The organism is Adlercreutzia sp. ZJ154, from assembly GCF_011039055.1.
In the GTDB taxonomy this organism is placed as follows: domain Bacteria; phylum Actinomycetota; class Coriobacteriia; order Coriobacteriales; family Eggerthellaceae; genus Adlercreutzia_A.
In genome coordinates, this window is sequence record NZ_JAAKEF010000001.1 from 207,654 (window position 1) to 224,790 (window position 17,137).

At 44.8% G+C, this 17,137-nt stretch carries 14 protein-coding genes; 2 read left to right on the forward strand and 12 right to left on the reverse strand.

All coding sequences use genetic code 11. The features are described from left to right. Position 1: 1 nt before the first annotated feature. From smc to G7Y37_RS01015, 10 genes are all read right to left on the reverse strand, one after another. Positions 2-3,589: a chromosome segregation protein SMC gene (smc, locus tag G7Y37_RS00970; protein WP_241155943.1), complete on the reverse strand. Its 3,588-nt coding sequence runs from the start codon at positions 3,587-3,589 to the stop codon at positions 2-4. Continuing rightward, positions 3,568-4,470 carry a ribonuclease III gene (rnc, locus tag G7Y37_RS00975; RefSeq protein WP_370514589.1) on the reverse strand — a complete coding sequence of 301 codons (903 nt, stop codon included), beginning with the start codon at positions 4,468-4,470 and terminating at the stop codon, positions 3,568-3,570. The genes smc and rnc overlap by 22 nt, the downstream gene beginning before the upstream one ends. A 5-nt stretch (positions 4,471-4,475) precedes the next feature. Next, positions 4,476-5,489: a phosphate acyltransferase PlsX gene (gene plsX / locus G7Y37_RS00980; protein ID WP_165060343.1), complete on the reverse strand. Its 1,014-nt coding sequence runs from the start codon at positions 5,487-5,489 to the stop codon at positions 4,476-4,478. A 69-nt stretch (positions 5,490-5,558) separates the two neighbouring features. Continuing rightward, positions 5,559-5,738, reverse strand: coding sequence for a 50S ribosomal protein L32 (gene rpmF, locus G7Y37_RS00985; RefSeq protein WP_165060345.1), 180 nt, complete (start codon positions 5,736-5,738; stop codon positions 5,559-5,561). 91 nt (positions 5,739-5,829) lie between these two features. Beyond that, complete coding sequence (gene rnr, locus G7Y37_RS00990) at positions 5,830-7,845, reverse strand: ribonuclease R (RefSeq protein ID WP_165060348.1); 2,016 nt, start codon at positions 7,843-7,845, stop codon at positions 5,830-5,832. A 5-nt stretch (positions 7,846-7,850) separates the two neighbouring features. Further along, positions 7,851-9,146 carry a S41 family peptidase gene (locus tag G7Y37_RS00995; protein WP_241155944.1) on the reverse strand — a complete coding sequence of 432 codons (1,296 nt, stop codon included), beginning with the start codon at positions 9,144-9,146 and terminating at the stop codon, positions 7,851-7,853. A gap of 21 nt (positions 9,147-9,167) precedes the next feature. Continuing rightward, a complete protein-coding gene (ftsX, locus tag G7Y37_RS01000; RefSeq protein ID WP_165060350.1) occupies positions 9,168-10,082 on the reverse strand; it encodes a permease-like cell division protein FtsX in 915 nt (304 codons plus the stop codon). Next, on the reverse strand, positions 10,075-10,779 hold the full coding sequence (ftsE, locus tag G7Y37_RS01005; RefSeq protein WP_165060495.1) for a cell division ATP-binding protein FtsE: 705 nt from the start codon (positions 10,777-10,779) through the stop codon (positions 10,075-10,077). The genes ftsX and ftsE overlap by 8 nt, the downstream gene beginning before the upstream one ends. A gap of 209 nt (positions 10,780-10,988) precedes the next feature. Continuing rightward, entirely contained in the window at positions 10,989-11,963 is a 975-nt protein-coding gene (locus tag G7Y37_RS01010) for a transketolase family protein (protein WP_165060353.1), read from the reverse strand. Further along, complete coding sequence (locus tag G7Y37_RS01015; RefSeq protein ID WP_165060498.1) at positions 11,960-12,796, reverse strand: transketolase; 837 nt, start codon at positions 12,794-12,796, stop codon at positions 11,960-11,962. The genes G7Y37_RS01010 and G7Y37_RS01015 overlap by 4 nt, the downstream gene beginning before the upstream one ends. Positions 12,797-12,985: 189 nt before the next feature. On the opposite strand from G7Y37_RS01015, the gene G7Y37_RS01020 reads away from it, so the two are divergent. Together G7Y37_RS01020 and G7Y37_RS01025 are read left to right on the forward strand one after the other, a co-directional pair. After that, the gene (locus G7Y37_RS01020; protein WP_165060355.1) at positions 12,986-14,377 is read left to right on the forward strand and encodes a glutathionylspermidine synthase family protein; all 1,392 of its coding nucleotides are present in this window, start codon (positions 12,986-12,988) and stop codon (positions 14,375-14,377) included. Next, positions 14,365-15,126 (forward strand): DUF1461 domain-containing protein, encoded by a 762-nt coding sequence (locus G7Y37_RS01025; protein ID WP_165060358.1) that lies wholly within the window; start codon positions 14,365-14,367, stop codon positions 15,124-15,126. Before G7Y37_RS01020 ends, G7Y37_RS01025 begins: the two co-directional genes overlap by 13 nt. Here the strand turns inward: G7Y37_RS01025 and G7Y37_RS01030 are convergent. Together G7Y37_RS01030 and gltX are read right to left on the reverse strand one after the other, a co-directional pair. Continuing rightward, positions 15,098-15,511, reverse strand: coding sequence for a PaaI family thioesterase (locus tag G7Y37_RS01030; RefSeq protein ID WP_165060361.1), 414 nt, complete (start codon positions 15,509-15,511; stop codon positions 15,098-15,100). The genes G7Y37_RS01025 and G7Y37_RS01030 overlap by 29 nt on opposite strands. Positions 15,512-15,518: 7 nt before the next feature. Continuing rightward, positions 15,519-17,129: a glutamate--tRNA ligase gene (gltX, locus tag G7Y37_RS01035; protein ID WP_165060364.1), complete on the reverse strand. Its 1,611-nt coding sequence runs from the start codon at positions 17,127-17,129 to the stop codon at positions 15,519-15,521. Positions 17,130-17,137 lie beyond the last annotated feature (8 nt).

Consider the following 17,137-nt stretch of genomic DNA (forward strand, 5'->3'; position numbering starts at 1 on the left):
CCTATTCTGCGTATTCAAGTGCGCGATCAAGCTTCTGGCTAATAACTTTAGTTACACCATCGGCTTGCATGGAAACGCCAAATAGCACATCAGCCATCTCCATGGTGCGTCGCTGATGAGTAATCATTATCAATTGCGTGTCATAACGCAGAGAATCTATATAGGCGGACAATCTACGTAAATTGGTATCGTCAAGCGCTGCTTCCACCTCATCCAATATATAGAATGGAGTTGAACGTGTCTTATACACCGCAAACAAGAGCGCAAGTGCCGTCAAAGACTTTTCACCACCCGACATTAGCGACATTTTTGCAATACGCTTTCCAGCAGGCTGAGCGTTAACTTCCACACCCGAGTTTTCCAAATCGTCTGGCATATCAAGCGACAAATGCGCGGCACCGCCGGGAAAGAGCGTAGAGAAAACCTGTTGGAAGTTTTCATCAACCTGTTTGTAAGTTCTAGCAAAATCGTCCTTCATGCGAGTATCTATTACGCGATTTATGCGTGCCAAACAGCGTCTAGCGCTATCCAGATCGGCAAGCTGTGCCGACAAATAATCAAAACGCTCTTTTAGTTCTCTATACTCGTTTGCCGCGTCAGGATTTATGGTTCCTAAATTTGAAATGCGTTTAGATAGACGAATGGCAGTTTCTTCCGCACTAGGCCTGTCTTCAAGTTGTGGTCTGGAAAGTGCAATATCTACAGGCACGCCACATTCTTGTGTTATAGCCGTCACAGCTGCTTCTACTTGCATTTCTAAGCGCGCATTCTGTACGCGCGCATCATTTAATTTTTCGGTAGCTACATCGTATGCTTTATGGGCATCTTGCGCTGCCTGCCTAGTTTCAGATATACGAGAGTGGAAACTTTTCGATTCATCCTCGGCGCGCATAGCGTGTTTGCCTATTTCGTCAGCTTTAACTCGCGCAGTATAAACTAAGTTTTCAAATATACCTAGAAGCGATTCTAGGCGCTGAGCCGAAGCACTCTTAGCTCGCAATACCGCAGCAGTTTCACTATCTTGTTTAGACAATTCATCCAAATCGTCAGAACGCCGGGTAGCCATACGCTCGGCATAAATAACCCGCTCTTCCACTTTTGCCAATGTTAATTTTGCTTCCGCAAGTTCAATCTCGGAATTTTTAGCTTGTTCAGCAATAGGCTCTAGCTCTGAATCAATCACAGCTTTTTGCGCCTGTACCTTATCTAAAAGTTCCTGCAAATCCTTTACGCGAGCTTCCAAACTTTCGGAATCGCTATTTTTTTTCTGCGACTCTAAAGCTGCCTGTTCACTTTTTCGTGCAAGAGTCTCTAAATCATCTTTGGCACGCTGCAATTTATTGGCAGCATCTTCAGCTCTTTTTTCATCGGACTGAACATTTCCGCGCATTAAAGCTAACTGGCGGCTTACATCTAAGCTGCTTCCCTGAGCTTCAGTCAAACGCGCCTCAGCCGCTTCAGCTTGTTCACTAGCAACCCGTGTAGCATTGCGCGCAGCTTCTAACCCAGATTTCAACTCTTCTATGCGACGCACGCGCGATAAAACACCACGTCCTTCATCAACGTTACATCCAATAGTAACCTTACCAAAAGGCCAAACCACATCACCTGAGTTTGTAGCAAAACGCAAACCTAAAGTGTCAGCCTTATGTGCAGCCAGCGCCTTTCCAAGCGTATCGCATACAACAATATCTCCCAAAGCAGCGATAACTGCTGAACGCGCACTATCTGCAAACTTCAAGTCTTCAATAAGCGCATGCCCATCTCCAACAAACTGCGAAGCAGGATAGCTGGATGCACTAAATTGAGTCGTATTGTTTCTAAGTAAGAAAGTAACTTCGCCCGCCTCGTCATCTGGAAGTGCTTGCATAGCAAAAGTCAGATCGTCAAAATTGTCTATTAAAAGCGACATTACATCTGTTGCAAGCAACATCTCGGTTAAAGCCTCCACATCAGGAGAAGCTTTAACAACGCCAGATAACGGCTCTATATTGCCGGGAAGATTTGCGATATGCTCGGCTATCCATGCACGTGCCGCACCTGCATTTTGTTCGCTTGCACGCTCCATTTCTTCTAGCGCATCAACTTGCGCTGACAAAGATTGCTCGGTGCTTTTTGCGTCATCTAGCGCTTCGCGGGTAGTTTTGCGCGCCGCCACACAACTAGCTACAAGATTTGATGCCTTTTTCTCTTGCTCGGCAATTTGAGCAAGCGCCTCTCTCGTAGTTTCTAACTGTTCTTGCGCTGCATTCGCATCAGCGCGAGCCACTAAAACAGCAGCTTCGGCATCACTTAGCTGCTCTGCAAGCACCTTCTGATAAGCAGCACTATTTGCACGCGCTTCCCTAGCCTCTGATATTCTGCGGCGAAACTCCGACAACTCCGCCTGAGTTTCACGCTCGTCTTGCGCAAGTTGTTTAGAGTTCGCTTGCAGCGACTGAAGTTTATCCGAAAAGCCTAAATTTAACTCCTCAAGCGCAGCCACCTTAGCTTTAGCACTCTTCAAATCTTCATTAGCTTGGCTATATGCAGCATTAGCTTGAGATAAATCAGCTAATATCGCATCGCGGCGCTGCCTAGAGGAATCTAGCGATATTTGCAACTCAGATGTTCTCTGCTTAGCGTCTCTTCGCCTGTCTCGTATACGCATAAGCGTAGAATCTAGGTGTTCAGCTGCGCTGCGACATGCCTGATGGTTACGAGAAAGCTCACCTGCTCCCGTAACATCTTGGCTGATTTGCTCTTGAAGTAAAGCCAATGTGTCTTCAAGCGAATCTACATCGGAGCGCTTCGCCTCCAAATTTTGATTAAGCTCAGCTAAAAGCTGTTTGTTTTCGTCCCATTTAACCTGCAATCCGCGCAAGTCATCCACAGCCAAATCTAATTTAATATCAGATAATTCTGTAGACAAATCTGCATATGTTTGCGCCTTTTTAGCCTTACGCGATAGCGGTCCAAGCTGCCGCTCAACTTCACCCACTACATCGCGCACGCGCGCAACATGACCTTCCATTTTTTCCAGCTTGCGCTCGCTTTTAGCCTTGCGCTGCTTATGTTTAAGCACTCCAGCTGCTTCTTCTATTAGCGCTCGCCTATCAGCCGCATCTGATTGCAGAATAGAATCAAGTGATCCTTGGCTAATAATAGAATGTGTACCAGTACCTAAGCCCGAATCGTGCAGAATATCAAGCACATCCATACGCCTAGCAAGCGTACCGTTTATAAGATATTCGCTTTCTCCCGAACGATACATACGCCTAGCTATAGATACTTCGTTATAGTCAACCGGCAAAGTGCCATCCGAATTATCTAACACCAATTCAACTTCAGCTACGCCGGTAGCTTTTCGCGCAGAAGACCCAGCGAAAATTACATCTTCCATAGCTTGACCACGAAGATGACGCGCGTTGCGCTCTCCTAGCACCCAAAGCACCGCATCAGATATGTTCGACTTGCCCGATCCATTTGGTCCAACAACAGCCGTAATGCCCGGCTCTAGCGATAATACACTGCGATCGGCAAATGACTTAAACCCTTTTAGTACAAGCGATTTCAGATACATATCGCCTATTGCTCCCGACTCTTCCAAGGAACGCTGCGATTTTGTGCCTGCTCACGCTTTCTGGCAGCCTGAGCCTGTTTTTGTTCGCGTTTTTTAGCAGCCTGAGCCTGTTTTTGTTCGCGCTTTTCAGCTGCACGCGCCGCTTTAGCCCTCTTCGCTGCATCTTTCTTTGCGCGTTTTTCATCAGAAGTGAAATCGCTATCTAGTCCAAAGAATTCACTCAAGCGCGCCAAGGTAGACTTCGCCGCTTGGCTTTCTGCCTCTTTTTTGGTGCGCCCAGTACCAAGCGCAAGCGCGTGGTCGCCGGCATAAACCTGACTCACAAATGTACGATCGTGCGGCGGTCCTTGTGTTTCTACGAGCTTATATGTAGGTGTAATACCATCTTCTTGAAGTTTTTCCTGCAAAGCGCTTTTAGGATTCTCGGGCTCTTTTGCCATATCGGCACTCATACGTGGAATTAATGTGCGATTAACAAAATCCTCTGCAGCCTTAATGCCGCCATCTAAATAAAGCGCAGCCACAACTGCCTCGTACACATTTTCCAAAGCTGAATGCAGTCCACGCTTGCCCGTACCTGTTTCGGAAGAACCAAATACAATAATATCTGCAAATCCTAAACCCTCAGCCACATCGGCTAAACTAGCACCCGACACAAGCGCCACCTTAATGCGCGTAAGACCACCCTCGTCTAAATCGGGGTAGCGGCTAAACGCCGTAGATACAACTATGGCTCCAAGGATTGCATCGCCTAAAAACTCAAGTCTCTCGTATGAAAAACGAACTGATTTCCCCTCAGCTGCCGAAGGATGTGTAATAGCAGAGAGAATATACCTCTCGTTCTTAAATTTATAACCAATAGTCTCTTCGGCTAACTGGAGTTTTTGCATCTGCTCTTCAACAAGCATTATCCTTAAACACCTTCTGCCATATCTTCAGTTGAATCAACTGTTTTCTCTATTATCGAAGCAGCATTCCCTCGCACAGAGCGAGCACAAACCAAAATTCCATTCTTTACAGCCACAGCGCTAGAAGCACCATGCCCAATAACACATGCCCCTTTGACACCTAGAAGCGGACTACCGCCATAAGTTTCCGGACTTAAATTCTGCTTTAACTGTCTTAGACTATCGCGTATTAAAATTGCACCTATTTTTTCCTTAGTACCAGAGTTTATCGCATCTTTTATATATCCAAATAGAAGTTTTGATGTTGCTTCTATGGTTTTCAATGCAATATTGCCGGTAAAACCATCAGTTACTACAACATCAAATTTACCAGCAAGCATATCTCCGGGCTCACAATTTCCCTTAAAGCCCTCTACTCTGCCCAGCATCAATTTGTGTGCTTTCTGAGCCAAAGCGTCACCCTTAGAGTCTTCCTCACCAATATTCAGAAGACCAACCACAGGGTTAGCAACTCCGTAAACATCTTTCGCATACACAGATGCCATCTGAGCAAATTGCACTAAATATTCAGGCTTGCAATCAGAATTAGCACCAACATCTACCAAAAGACAAGGCTTCTCAGCTGCGGGAAGAACTTGCACTAACGCCGGGCGTTTTATACCGCGAATCCGTCCAATAATTAATGTGGCAGCTGCCAAACATGCACCGGTAGATCCAGCCGAAAAGAAGCCCTGCGCCTTGCCGTCTCGCACAAGATTGCATCCCACAACTATGGAAGAATTCTTCTTCTTGCGTACCGCATTTGCCGGATGCTCACCCATACTTATTGTCTCTTCGGCAGCACACCAATCGCAGCGAGAATTAGCATCAGAATATGACTCAACAATACCTGCCGGTCCACACATAATTACATTAAGAGACGAATCTTCCGCAAGTGCTAAAGCTGTACCTTCCAGCACAGTTTCAGGGGCATAATCTCCCCCCATAGCGTCTATAGCGATAGTAACCTTATCGGACATGGCTATAAATTAACGAGCGTGCAACCCTGCGCGTGGCTAGGGCTGTACGCTCGTAATAGCTGTTGTAATTTACTCGGTTACTATTACTTCGCGATTCTTATAAAAGCCGCAATTAGGGCAAACACGATGCGGCAGCTTCACTTCACCACATTGTGGGCAAGTAGACTTAGATGGAGCATCTACCTTGTCGTGCTGGCTGCGGCGACGATGCGTGCGAATACGTCCCATTCGTTGCTTAGGTACTGCCATTTTGTAACATTCCTCCTATTTTGTGGGCGCAAAACACCCTAACCTATTCATTACACAGGAAACTAGATGATAACATTGCAGTTTGATAGCTTCAAGACGATTTCGTTGTAAATGGACGCTTTTCTTTGCGTTTCTTCGATGCTGGTCTAAACGTAAGCGCTGGTGCCTGCACATCTGCTTGCACAAGAACAACATCTAAAGCCTGCCCTAAACGAAATATACGCCCAGTATCCGACCCGCGCAACATATAAGATGCTGCTTCAAATACAAAATATTCGCTACCTAATTCGCGTATAGGAATTAGACCCTCAGCTGTGCAATCTAGGCGAACATACACCCCATATGTAGCAACACCAGATATAACAGCACTGAAGCGCCTGCCAATAAAATCTTGCAAATATTCTGCAATTTTTATTTCACGAGACTGTCGTTCGGCATTTTCCGCAACACGTTCTGCACCAGAACAATGCTCGCAAAGCTGCGGAAGCTTATCTATCATTTTGCGAACAGGGCGGCTATCGCGCGCAAGCATAGCTTTTAATAGCCTATGCACCATTAAATCGGGGTAGCGCCTTATAGGGCTTGTAAAATGACAATAGGTTTTAAGCCCAAGCCCGTAATGTCCAACATTGTCAGTAGAATAAACTGCGCGCGTCATAGCGCGAAGCAAAAGCGAAGTGACCAATTCTGCCTCTGGTCTTCCCTTGGCTTTTTCTAATGCTTGCTGTATAGCGAAAGGCTCTCCGCAAACAAGTCTCTCAGCACAGTTTTTATCAAACCACTTAAATTCTTGAAGGACCTTAACAACTCCTTCAAGCGCATCAACGTGCGGTGGCTCGTGTACACGATAAGCACATGCTAGGTTGCTATTTTGCAGCGCCATAGCAACTACTTCATTTGCGAAAATCATCGCCTCTTCAATGAGCGTTGTTGCGTCGTCTTTCTGACGAATATCTATTCCAATAGCATGCCCATCATCATCCAGTATAATTTTTGCTTCCTTGGTGGCAAACTCAATTCCACCGCTAGCATATCTTGCACGCTCTCTAGTCTTTGCAATTAAGCTAGCTTCGCGAAGACGCCACTCTAAATCTTTATTTGAACTTGTATTTCCTTGAAGCATATCAAGAGCTTGCGCATAAGTTAGCCTAGCATTTGATTTCATTACCGCAGAATATATGTCATAACCAACCATAGTGGCATTTTCATCAATATAAATGTCTACGCTCATGCAGCGTCTATCTTCGTCTGGTCGTAGTGAACATATATCGTTAGACAAAGCCTCAGGCAACATTGGCACAACTCTGTCGGCAAGATAAACACTCACAGCGCGCTTTTGCGCCTCTTCGTCTATAGAAGAGGCATAGTCCACATAATATGCTACATCGGCTATATGAACTCCCAGTCGCCACTTGCAAGGTCTACCTTCATATGAATCTATCTTTTCAATAGATATCGCATCGTCAAAATCTTTCGCATCTGCAGGGTCTACAGTGAACACAAACCTATTACGTATATCTCTATAGCCCTCACGAAATGCGAGTTCAGCATCTACCTTGCATGATTCAGCCTGATCAATAGCTTTCTTTGAGAAGACAGTGCGTATATCGTTGCGCGCTATAATCCTTGTAGAAGATAGCAACGCATCATCTGAGCAACCCAAAATTTCTATAACGTGACCCATAGCCGCACTACGCTTTGAAGGATATATATCAATAGCCACACGAACTAAAGACCCATCCGGAATACCCGGCATATCTTCTAATCTAGTAAATATATCGTGCTGAATACGTTTATCGTCTGGAATAACTATGCCGAACGGCTCGGCAATCTCATATATGCCGATAAGCGTTGTATGAGCGCGTTCTAAAGCTCTAACCACTCGCGCTTCTGGACGCTGTCGCGAATTATAAGATGCTGCGCGCTTACTGGTTTTGCGCGCCACCTCTACCAAGTCACCATCGAATGCATCGCCCACACACGATCTGGGAATGAAAAAGTCGCCTTCTGCGGTGCGAACAAAACCATAGCCTGCGCGATTGATTTCAATAATACCGCGTGGATTAGCTTTTGGCTTCCTGCGTGGCGAACGCTTCTTTCGACCCATAGCGCCTATGCGCCTTCAATCATAGAATGCGCTGCATCAAGGGCTACATTTAATTGGGTGTCGCCGTCTTCTCCATCTTGGTTAGCTACAACTATATCTGGTGTAACGCCAGTCCCGTCTATGCTGTGACCTTGAGGTGTAAGATAATATGCAGCTGTATAACGCACCGCCCCACCAAAAGTAAGTTCGCGAACTACCTGTACAGAGCCTTTGCCCATTGTGGTTTGTCCAACCATAGTAGCGCGTTGGTTATCTTCTAGCGCAGCCGCAAAAACCTCAGCAGATGCCGCGGTATATTGGTTCATAAGAACAACTATAGGAGCAGTTGTTATTGTTTCTCCCAAAGCGTTACGAGGACTTTCATTGTCGTTCGTTTGAATGCTAACCAGCACACCACCCGACACAAAAAGGCTTGCCATATCAAGCGCCTGCGTTAAATATCCACCCGGATTATCTCGCACATCTATTACAAACGCTTTCGCTTGTTGATTAGATAAATCATTAACAGCATTTTTAACTAGCGCAGCAGCATCAGAAGTCATCTGACGAACTTTGACATATCCAACATCGCCGTCAATCGAGTAGCTTATATTCTCTTCCTCGTACACTCTGCATTCCAAAGTAGTTGTAAATTGCTCGCCATTAGTGGCATCTAAACTGGCTGGACGCATCCAAGTTATAACAACGTTAGAACCTTCACCGCGTTTTAAGGAGCCAATTACTTCCGTCATAGACCATTTATGACTAGAATCGCCATCTATAGCAACTACAAAATCGCCTTGTTCAACGCCTCGCGCATTAGCCTCAGACCCAGTGAAAACATCTGTTACGTAAGCACGCCCATCATATTCACCAAAAAGAACACCTATGCCTGAATAACTCTTTTCAGCTGATTCTTTAACAAAGTTTTCATATCTACTGGGATCGTAATACTGAGCATAAGGATCGTTAGTGGAACGCATCATGTCTTCCAACATGCTTGAAGTAGCTTTCGAAAGATCTAGCTCGTCCATACTGTATAACTTCAAAATATCTTCTACTTCGCCCACACGCGCCGATATAGCCTCATATGTAGTTTTTTCACTGGCGGGTGTGCCGGGCTGGCTAGTGCCCCATTCCGTAGGAAACCCCAAAGATTGCACAAAAGCGGTGTTAGACCTTACAACAAATCCAAGTACAAAAGCTATAACAATAGCTAAAAAACAGCAGAACGCACTTACAACCTTACGGTTGCGCATGCGTTCTCGCATATTGGCATTCTTGCGTTTCCTTTTATTGGCGCTAAGGCGTTCCGTAGACAAAGCCATCCTCCAAAGAGCTTGCTATACCTTTAGGTAGCGCCGCATAGCAAACATAGAACCAACAAGTCCAATTAGCAGACCAAAAATAACAAGCATGGCATATATGAACAAATAGGTGCTATCACTAATCGAAAAATCGAGGAAGCGTATCGCATTTTGCAAAGCAGGAATAGCAAACATGCGTAAAAGCTGAATAACCAATATAGCTAAAAGTGAACCTATTAGCGCATGCAGCGCACCTTCCATAAGGAATGGACCGCGGATAAAACCGTTCGACGCGCCCACAAGACGCATGATGGCAATTTCTTTACGGCGTGCCAAAATAGCCAAACGGATGGTGTTGTTAATAAACACAAGCGCTATAAAGATTAGTATAGCTATAAGCGCTATTCCAATATAGCGTACATAGTTTGTTATCTGGAACAGGCGCTCTACGGTGCCTTGACCATATTTAATAGAGTCGCCCACATCGTTAGGGTCTTCGCAGATTTGTCCGTATATTGGATCGGCCTGAATGGCGGCTGCAACGCTACTAACAGATTGAGGATTTGTTAGTTCAACATCTATAGAGGCTGGTAGCGGATTATTGCCATCTAATTGATCGAGAATCTCTGGGTTAGCAGTCATAGAGTTGCGGAAATTCTCTAGCGCCTGATCTTTTGATGTAAACCCTACGCTTTGCACGTCAGACATGCCATTAATCGTGCCCATGACTTGCTGAATTTTTGCATCAGGTGCATCATCTGCCACATAGCAAGTTATAGACACTTCGCTTTCAACAGATGACATAAGGCGCTCAATCATAGAGCCGCCAACTAGGAAAATACCAATTATAAGCAGCGATAAAAATATTGTGACAATAGAACCAAGAGCGGTGGACAGGTTGCGAACAAAGCCCTGTAACGATTCTTTAAAAAAGTAACCAATACTAGACATCGAAACCGTACACCCCCCTATCTTGGTCGCGAGTTAGATGACCTCGGTCAAGCGCTATAACACGCCTACGCATATTATCAACCATTTCGCGATCGTGGGTAGCCACAAGCACTGTAGTGCCTGTGCGGTTAATCCGCTCAAGCAAATCCATAATGCCACGCGACGTTTGCGGGTCAAGATTTCCTGTAGGCTCGTCACAAATTAGCAGAGGCGGTCTGTTTACTATTGCGCGCGCAATAGAAACGCGCTGCTGTTCACCACCGGATAGTTGATCGGGTTTCTTGTTTAGTTTTTCTTGAAGACCCACAAGACGCAGCACTTCTGGAACTTGCGTCTTTACAACATGTTTACTTTTACCAATAACCTCTAAAGCGAAAGCAACATTTTCGAAAACTGTCTTGTTGGGCAGCAGCTTAAAGTCTTGAAAAACACAACCTATATTGCGCCTTAAATAAGGCACGCGCCAATTGCGCATAGAAGACAAATCTTCATCGGCAACATAAATATGACCCTGTGTGGGCTTTAGTTCGCGCGTTAAAAGTTTGATAAATGTAGATTTACCGGACCCCGAATGCCCTACCAAAAAAAGAAATTCGCCGGCATATATCTGAAGTGAAACATCCGACAATGCTGGTCTATTAGGTTGTGCTGGATAAACTTTAGTGACATGCTCTAAGGTAATAACAGGTGTTCCCATTTTCGCCGGAACATCATCTATTCCAAGTACAGGAAGCGCCTGAGATAACTGAGATGTCAGCTGCGCTTTTGATTTAGGCTGCGATGCGTGTGCCGCAGAAGTGCGTCTTGCACTTGAGCGTGCAGCCCTAGCACGACTTGCATCTTGTGCCACAGTGTTTGCTCCGTTCAATAGTTTTCATTTACTGAGACTGTTTAATTCTAGCAGACTTAGTCATTCTCACATAACTGACACGCAGCTTTAACAATAGCTTCAGCGTCTAAGCCAAAATAATGCATCAATTCATCAAATTCGCCAGATTTGCCAAAAATGTCGCGCATGCCCACAAACGCACACGGTACAGGATGGCGGCGACATATCGCATTTGCCACAGCATCGCCCAAGCCACCCATAACCGAGTGCTCTTCTGCAACAAGTGCGCACCCGGTTTTTTGCACGGAACGTATAATTGTATCTTCATCTAGCGGTTTGACACAGAACGCATCGATAATTTCAGCATCGATGCCGCGCTGTGCCAAAATATCAGCCGCTTCAAGAGCCTCTTTTATTTCAACCCCGTTAGCAATAATTGTTACATCTTGACCTTCGCGCAGAACGCAAGATGCGCCCATATTTAGTTGTACATCTTTTCCGTATATTTGACCTACAGCGGCGCGTCCCATTCTTATATATACAGGACCGCTTGTATCGGCAGCCAACCTGATAGCTGCACATGCAGAATTGTAGTCAGCAGGAACTAGCACTCGCATATTCGGAATAGCGCGCATCAATGCAACATCTTCAAGCATTTGATGAGATCCGCCATCGGGACCAACTGAAATGCCCGCATGCGTAGGAGCAATCTTCACATTTAGTTTGGAATAGCAAGCCGTATTGCGAATCTGATCATACGCTCTACCGGTGCCGAAAACTGCAAATGACCCGGTAAACGCAATATGACCCGTTAAGGCAAGCCCGGCAGCAACATCTATCATGTTCTGTTCGGCGATACCGCAATTGAACAAACGCGCAGAATACTCCGGTTTAGCAGAGGCGAATTTTGCAGTAGTGGTGGAACCGGTTAGATCGGCATCTACAGCTACGACAGGCATGCCGGAATCGGCTAGGTTTGCAAGTGTTGGACCATATGCAGCACGCGTTGCTAATTTAATAGATGGGTCTATATCAAGGCACAATGCGCTCATGCTGTCACCTCATTTTCTGTGTGCAATTCATCCAATGCAGCCTTAAGTTGTTCAGCATTAGGCGCTTTCCCATGCCATCCAGCCTCGTCCTCCATAAAAGAAACGCCTTTACCTTTCACGGTGTGAGCCATAACTAAATGTGGTGAATTTGTATCAGCAGCTTTAATCTTGCTAAGCGTATCTATTAAAGCGCCTATATCATGACCATCAACTTCACAAGTTTCCCAACCGAAAGCAGCAAATTTATTGCATATATTCTCTGGGTTGCACACATCCTGCACACGCCCATCTATCTGAAGTCCATTGCCATCTACTATAGCTACTAAATTACCCAGTTTCCGGTGCGCCGCAAACATAGCAGCTTCCCACACCTGCCCCTCTTCGCATTCACCATCGCCCATTAAGGTAAACACATACCCCGGCTGATTTTGTAGCTGTAAACCACACGCAATACCGCAACTTATAGAAAGACCTTGCCCTAAAGAGCCGGTAGATACCTCAACTCCGGGTACAAGAGAAGAATCGGGGTGACCCTGCAGGCGCGACCCTAATTTTCTGAGAGTTTTAAGTTCTTCTTCAGGAAAATACTCCGCCTTAGAAAGAGTTGCATAAAGCGCAGGAGCAGCGTGACCTTTTGCGAGGATGAATCTATCGCGTTCAGCCATATCTGGGTCGGTAGGGTTATGTTTTAGAACTCCCCCAAAATAAAGCGCGGTAAGAATGTCTATACAAGAAAGCGACCCACCCGGATGCCCGCTTCCCGCCTCACCTATCATCGAAAGTACATTACAGCGCATCTCGCGCGCTATCCGCTCAAGCGAATCTGTATGCACAGAGAACACACCCTTTCCTAGATATATCCATATTGCAACATTCTACAGGATGGATATATCTTACAAAAGCTAGGGTTGCTATTTGTTAACAGTTATTATCTCCTAGCTGTTACTTTGCCGAAAACACGCAAACCGTGTACGAGTGTTAGACTGCTTAAAGCAAGTTCAAATAATGTTTTCGGAGGCACCATGGCACAAGACGCTGAATATACACATGAATATTTTGAAATAATTGCCGACCTAGATGGTGATATAGACAGCAGACGCGCAGCTTTTGGCTATATGGAATCGTCTACAGCCATTGTGCACCATCAAGTAGTTGCTAGCTCTTTCGTTCCCCGTCTTTTCGGAAAACACGCTTTTGATGCTATGAAAAATGCTGCAGAAACAGCACACGGCATTCTTTGCAAAGTAATGCAGCACTATATAGACGATCCGGATTACAGACGCATATTTAACTTCGATGAGCGGCTAGAAGAATTAATCTTGCTGCCACGCGGCTATAATTCGCTTTTGCCATTTGCACGTGTGGATACTTTTTTGAACGAGGATGATTACACGCTAAAATTCTGCGAATTTAATGGAGATGGCTCGGCGGGCATGAACGAGAATCGCGAAATAACTAACTCCATAAAAAACTCGCAATCGTTTAAGGTGTTTTCACAGGCGCACAAAGTTCAGGGATGCGATTTATTTAAACCATGGGTAGAACGCTTTTTGGAAATATACAACACCTACAAAAACAAAGTTGCTAACCCGCAAATTGCCATATGTGACTACTTAGAAAACGGTGTTGTAGATGAATTTCAAGTGTATGCCGATTTATTTAAACAAGCTGGTACAAATTGTTTTATAGTCGACGTGCGAGATCTTAACTTCGATGGAAATGTTCTAAAAGATGCACAAGGCAATAGAATTGATGCTATATGGCGACGCTGTGTTACAAATGACGTAATAGAACATTGGGATGAATCGCAGGCATTAATCGATGCTGTGCGAGCACAAAAAGTTGCTCTTATAGGGAGTTTTGCTGGGCATATCGTGCACGACAAACAGATATTTCATGTGTTATTCGACACAAAGACACAAGAATTCCTAAGTGCAGACGAAATATCATTTATTGAACAAACTGTACCAACGACAACTTTCCTCGATGAAGCAAATGTCAATTTGGCACAAATTAAAGAAAATAAAGACCTATGGATAATAAAGCCAACCGACCATTACGGAGCTGATAACGTATATGCAGGCTCTGAGGTTAGTCAAGAAAAATGGGAAGAACTTATAGAATTATTTGCAAATAGCCGCAGCGGATACCCTTTCATTGTTCAGAGATATTGCAAGCCATTCCGCACAGAAACTCTTCCTCCAGATTTCAATATACTTAATAGCGCAGATGGATCTATAGGTTACAGTCCGGCAATCTATAACAACATGAATGGTCTTTATTTATTCGATGGACATTTTCAAGGAGTTTTTAGCAGGCTAGGACCACACGAAACAATAAGTAAGCAAAATGATGGCATAACAGCAGCGACCATATGGGTAGACGCAGATGTAGAAGACGGGTGGAATCTATAGTGAAGGCAGCCACGCAAGAAAAGATAATTTGCATAATAACTTCTATTGCGCTTGCAGTAACATATTTTGTTGCCGGGTTTGCAGTATGCGTAGGAGTGCCCTATGTAACACAATTTTTGTCAGAACAAAATTCAGTATATGAAAGCACACCATTTACAGAGCAGCAAATTAACGAACTTGCTATGGCTACCCGCGACTACACTGTAGGATCGCATAATCTTGATGCCTTAATGTCAGAGATATCAAAAGCAAATGCAGAAGCCAACACACAGTATGCACAAGCATCACAAGAAGAATTATTAACGGATGTGCCGGATGAATACACGTTAAACGAAAGCGCAATAGCACATTTAGACGATGTGAACGAACTTGTAAGTACATTGTACTTCCCGATGTTTGGAGTAGTTGCTATAGCGGCTTTTTGCTTTATGGCAATGTTTAAAATGTTTGGTACAAAACCGGTAGGCAAAGCGCTTTTTTATTCCGGCGTTGCAGTATTAATTGCGTTTGCTGTAATTAGTATTTGCGCACTTGTCGGATTTAGCGGCTTTTTTGCCGGCATACATGCTTTATTCTTTCAACCGGGAACTTGGGTATTCCCGGTTGATTCTTTGTTAATTAGCATGTATCCGCAAAGCTTTTGGATGGGAATGGGCTTATGTTGGCTTATCGTGTCATGCGTGTTAGCTGCGCTATCTATAGTATTTGGAAGAGTTATCCTCAAGAGACAGACGGATAGTAGCAAGTAGTTACAATCTTGGCGATTTTTTCACCTAAATCGTCTTTTACATCTGTTGTATAAAAGCCCACTTTTCTACCGGACTTGTCTACATCACATGCAGCAATTAAACGTTTGCCCTTACTAGATTTCATAAACTCTATATTAGAGGAAAGCGAAACGGATGCATCCCTGCCACACATACTTGCAACCGCAAAAGCATAATCTGCCAATGTAAAGATTGCGCCACCCATAACACTACCACCAGCATTAAGATGCTCTGGTGTTATTTCCATTTCGCAGACCCCATGACCCATCCAACCTTCCACAATTTCGCAGCCACAGCGCTCGGATGCAAATCTGTCGTTTCGAAAAAAATCAACTAATTCATCTAATGTAGGATGCTCTGGAAACATATTTCCCCTATCCAAATACTTTCGCGCAAACACCGTCAATACGCGCTAAAACATCATTCATATCAAGTAGCTTTATAGACTCGAACAACGGCGGTGAAACCATATTGCCAGCTACCGCTACACGCAAAGGTTGCAACAACTGCTTTGGCTTTATGCCTGCCGCGTCTCCTAGACTTCTGCAAGCCTGCATAGCGTCGTCTTCATTCCAGTCTCCGCTAAGCCCTTCCAATACGCCACGACATATTGAAAGTGCCTCATCTGCCCTAGCACCCTCTTTCAACAATACTTTATCAACTGATTTTTGGTCGAGGCATACATTGGCTTTCCAGAACATGTATGCCAGTTTTGCAGGTATCTCATCAAAACGCACCAGACGTTCAGCTACAAGTGGATACAAATTCTCATAGAAATCTGCATTGTCGGACACATCTCTAAGAGCTTGCTGCCATATTTGCGCATCCACATCGCAGCCGGGAACACGCGTTATCTTCAATGCGCTAAGCTGCTCTTCCTTAGTTGGAGTTGGCGCTATGGTAATGCCGGCAGCCACATTGTTGCCATCTATTTTTGCTTGCGCAAGCCAAGGTGCGGCTGCCAAGACCCAAGAAGATGCATCCATTTCACGAATGTATACACCGTTCATCCAATCAAGCTTTTTTTCATCAAAAATACTATGCTTCTTATTGATGCGCTCTAAACTGAAAGAAGAACATAGCGTATCTCTAGGAATGACGGTAGTTTCGCCATCAAGTGACCAGCCTAGAAGCGCAAGATAATTAACCATAGCATCAGGTAAATATCCCCTGTCACGATACTCTTCTACATTCGTAGCTCCGTGACGCTTTGAAAGTTTTTTGCCATCCTCGCCTAATATCATTGGAAGGTGTGCAAATACTGGAATTTCTTTACCTAATGCCTCATAGATTAAGATCTGTTTTGGAGTATTTGGAAGATGGTCATCACCGCGAATAACATGGCTAATTTCCATGTTTGTATCGTCACAAACTACGGCAAAATTGTATGTAAAAGTTCCATCAGTGCGCTGAATTATCATGTCGTCTATAACATCAGACGGAAAGCTCATATGTCCATAAACAGCGTCATCAAATTCGATAGGACCACGATCTTTGGGCACGGCAAGCCGCCATACATGAGGTTCACCCGCGTCTATACGTGCTTGGGCATCTTCTAAACTTAAATGCCTACACGTACCATCGTATCCAGCATAGCCGCCTTCTTCCGCTTCAGCTTTCGCGCGCTTTGCATCTAATTCTTCCTTGGTGCAAAAGCACGGATATACCGCCTTTGCTTCTTTCAATTTCTCAAGTGCTGCCAAATATGTTTCGCTACGCTGCGTTTGAAAATACGGACCACACTTCCCACCTACCTCTGGACCTTCATCCCAATCTAGTCCTAGCCAACGCATAGCGCGCAGAATAATTTGTGTGTTTTCTTCGGTAGAACGCGTTGGATCGGTGTCTTCTATGCGCAGCACAAAAGAGCCGCCCGATTTACGCGCAAACGCCCAATTATAGATAGCAGTACGCGCGCCGCCTATATGCAGCATTCCTGTTGGACTAGGCGCGAAACGAACGCGTACACTAGATTTCTGAGTCATTTTTTCCA

What these genes read in the sequence shown, in the direction of transcription:
- G7Y37_RS01020 (WP_165060355.1), top strand. Translation starts at nt 12,986, where the DNA reads ATGGCACAAGACGCTGAATATACACATGAATATTTTGAAATAATTGCC.
- rnc (WP_370514589.1), bottom strand. Translation starts at nt 4,470, where the DNA reads ATGCTTGTTGAAGAGCAGATGCAAAAACTCCAGTTAGCCGAAGAGACT.
- plsX (WP_165060343.1), bottom strand. Translation starts at nt 5,489, where the DNA reads ATGTCCGATAAGGTTACTATCGCTATAGACGCTATGGGGGGAGATTAT.
- rpmF (WP_165060345.1), bottom strand. Translation starts at nt 5,738, where the DNA reads ATGGCAGTACCTAAGCAACGAATGGGACGTATTCGCACGCATCGTCGC.
- rnr (WP_165060348.1), bottom strand. Translation starts at nt 7,845, where the DNA reads ATGGGTCGAAAGAAGCGTTCGCCACGCAGGAAGCCAAAAGCTAATCCA.
- gltX (WP_165060364.1), bottom strand. Translation starts at nt 17,129, where the DNA reads ATGACTCAGAAATCTAGTGTACGCGTTCGTTTCGCGCCTAGTCCAACA.
- ftsE (WP_165060495.1), bottom strand. Translation starts at nt 10,779, where the DNA reads ATGGGAACACCTGTTATTACCTTAGAGCATGTCACTAAAGTTTATCCA.
- G7Y37_RS01010 (WP_165060353.1), bottom strand. Translation starts at nt 11,963, where the DNA reads ATGAGCGCATTGTGCCTTGATATAGACCCATCTATTAAATTAGCAACG.
- ftsX (WP_165060350.1), bottom strand. Translation starts at nt 10,082, where the DNA reads ATGTCTAGTATTGGTTACTTTTTTAAAGAATCGTTACAGGGCTTTGTT.
- G7Y37_RS01030 (WP_165060361.1), bottom strand. Translation starts at nt 15,511, where the DNA reads ATGTTTCCAGAGCATCCTACATTAGATGAATTAGTTGATTTTTTTCGA.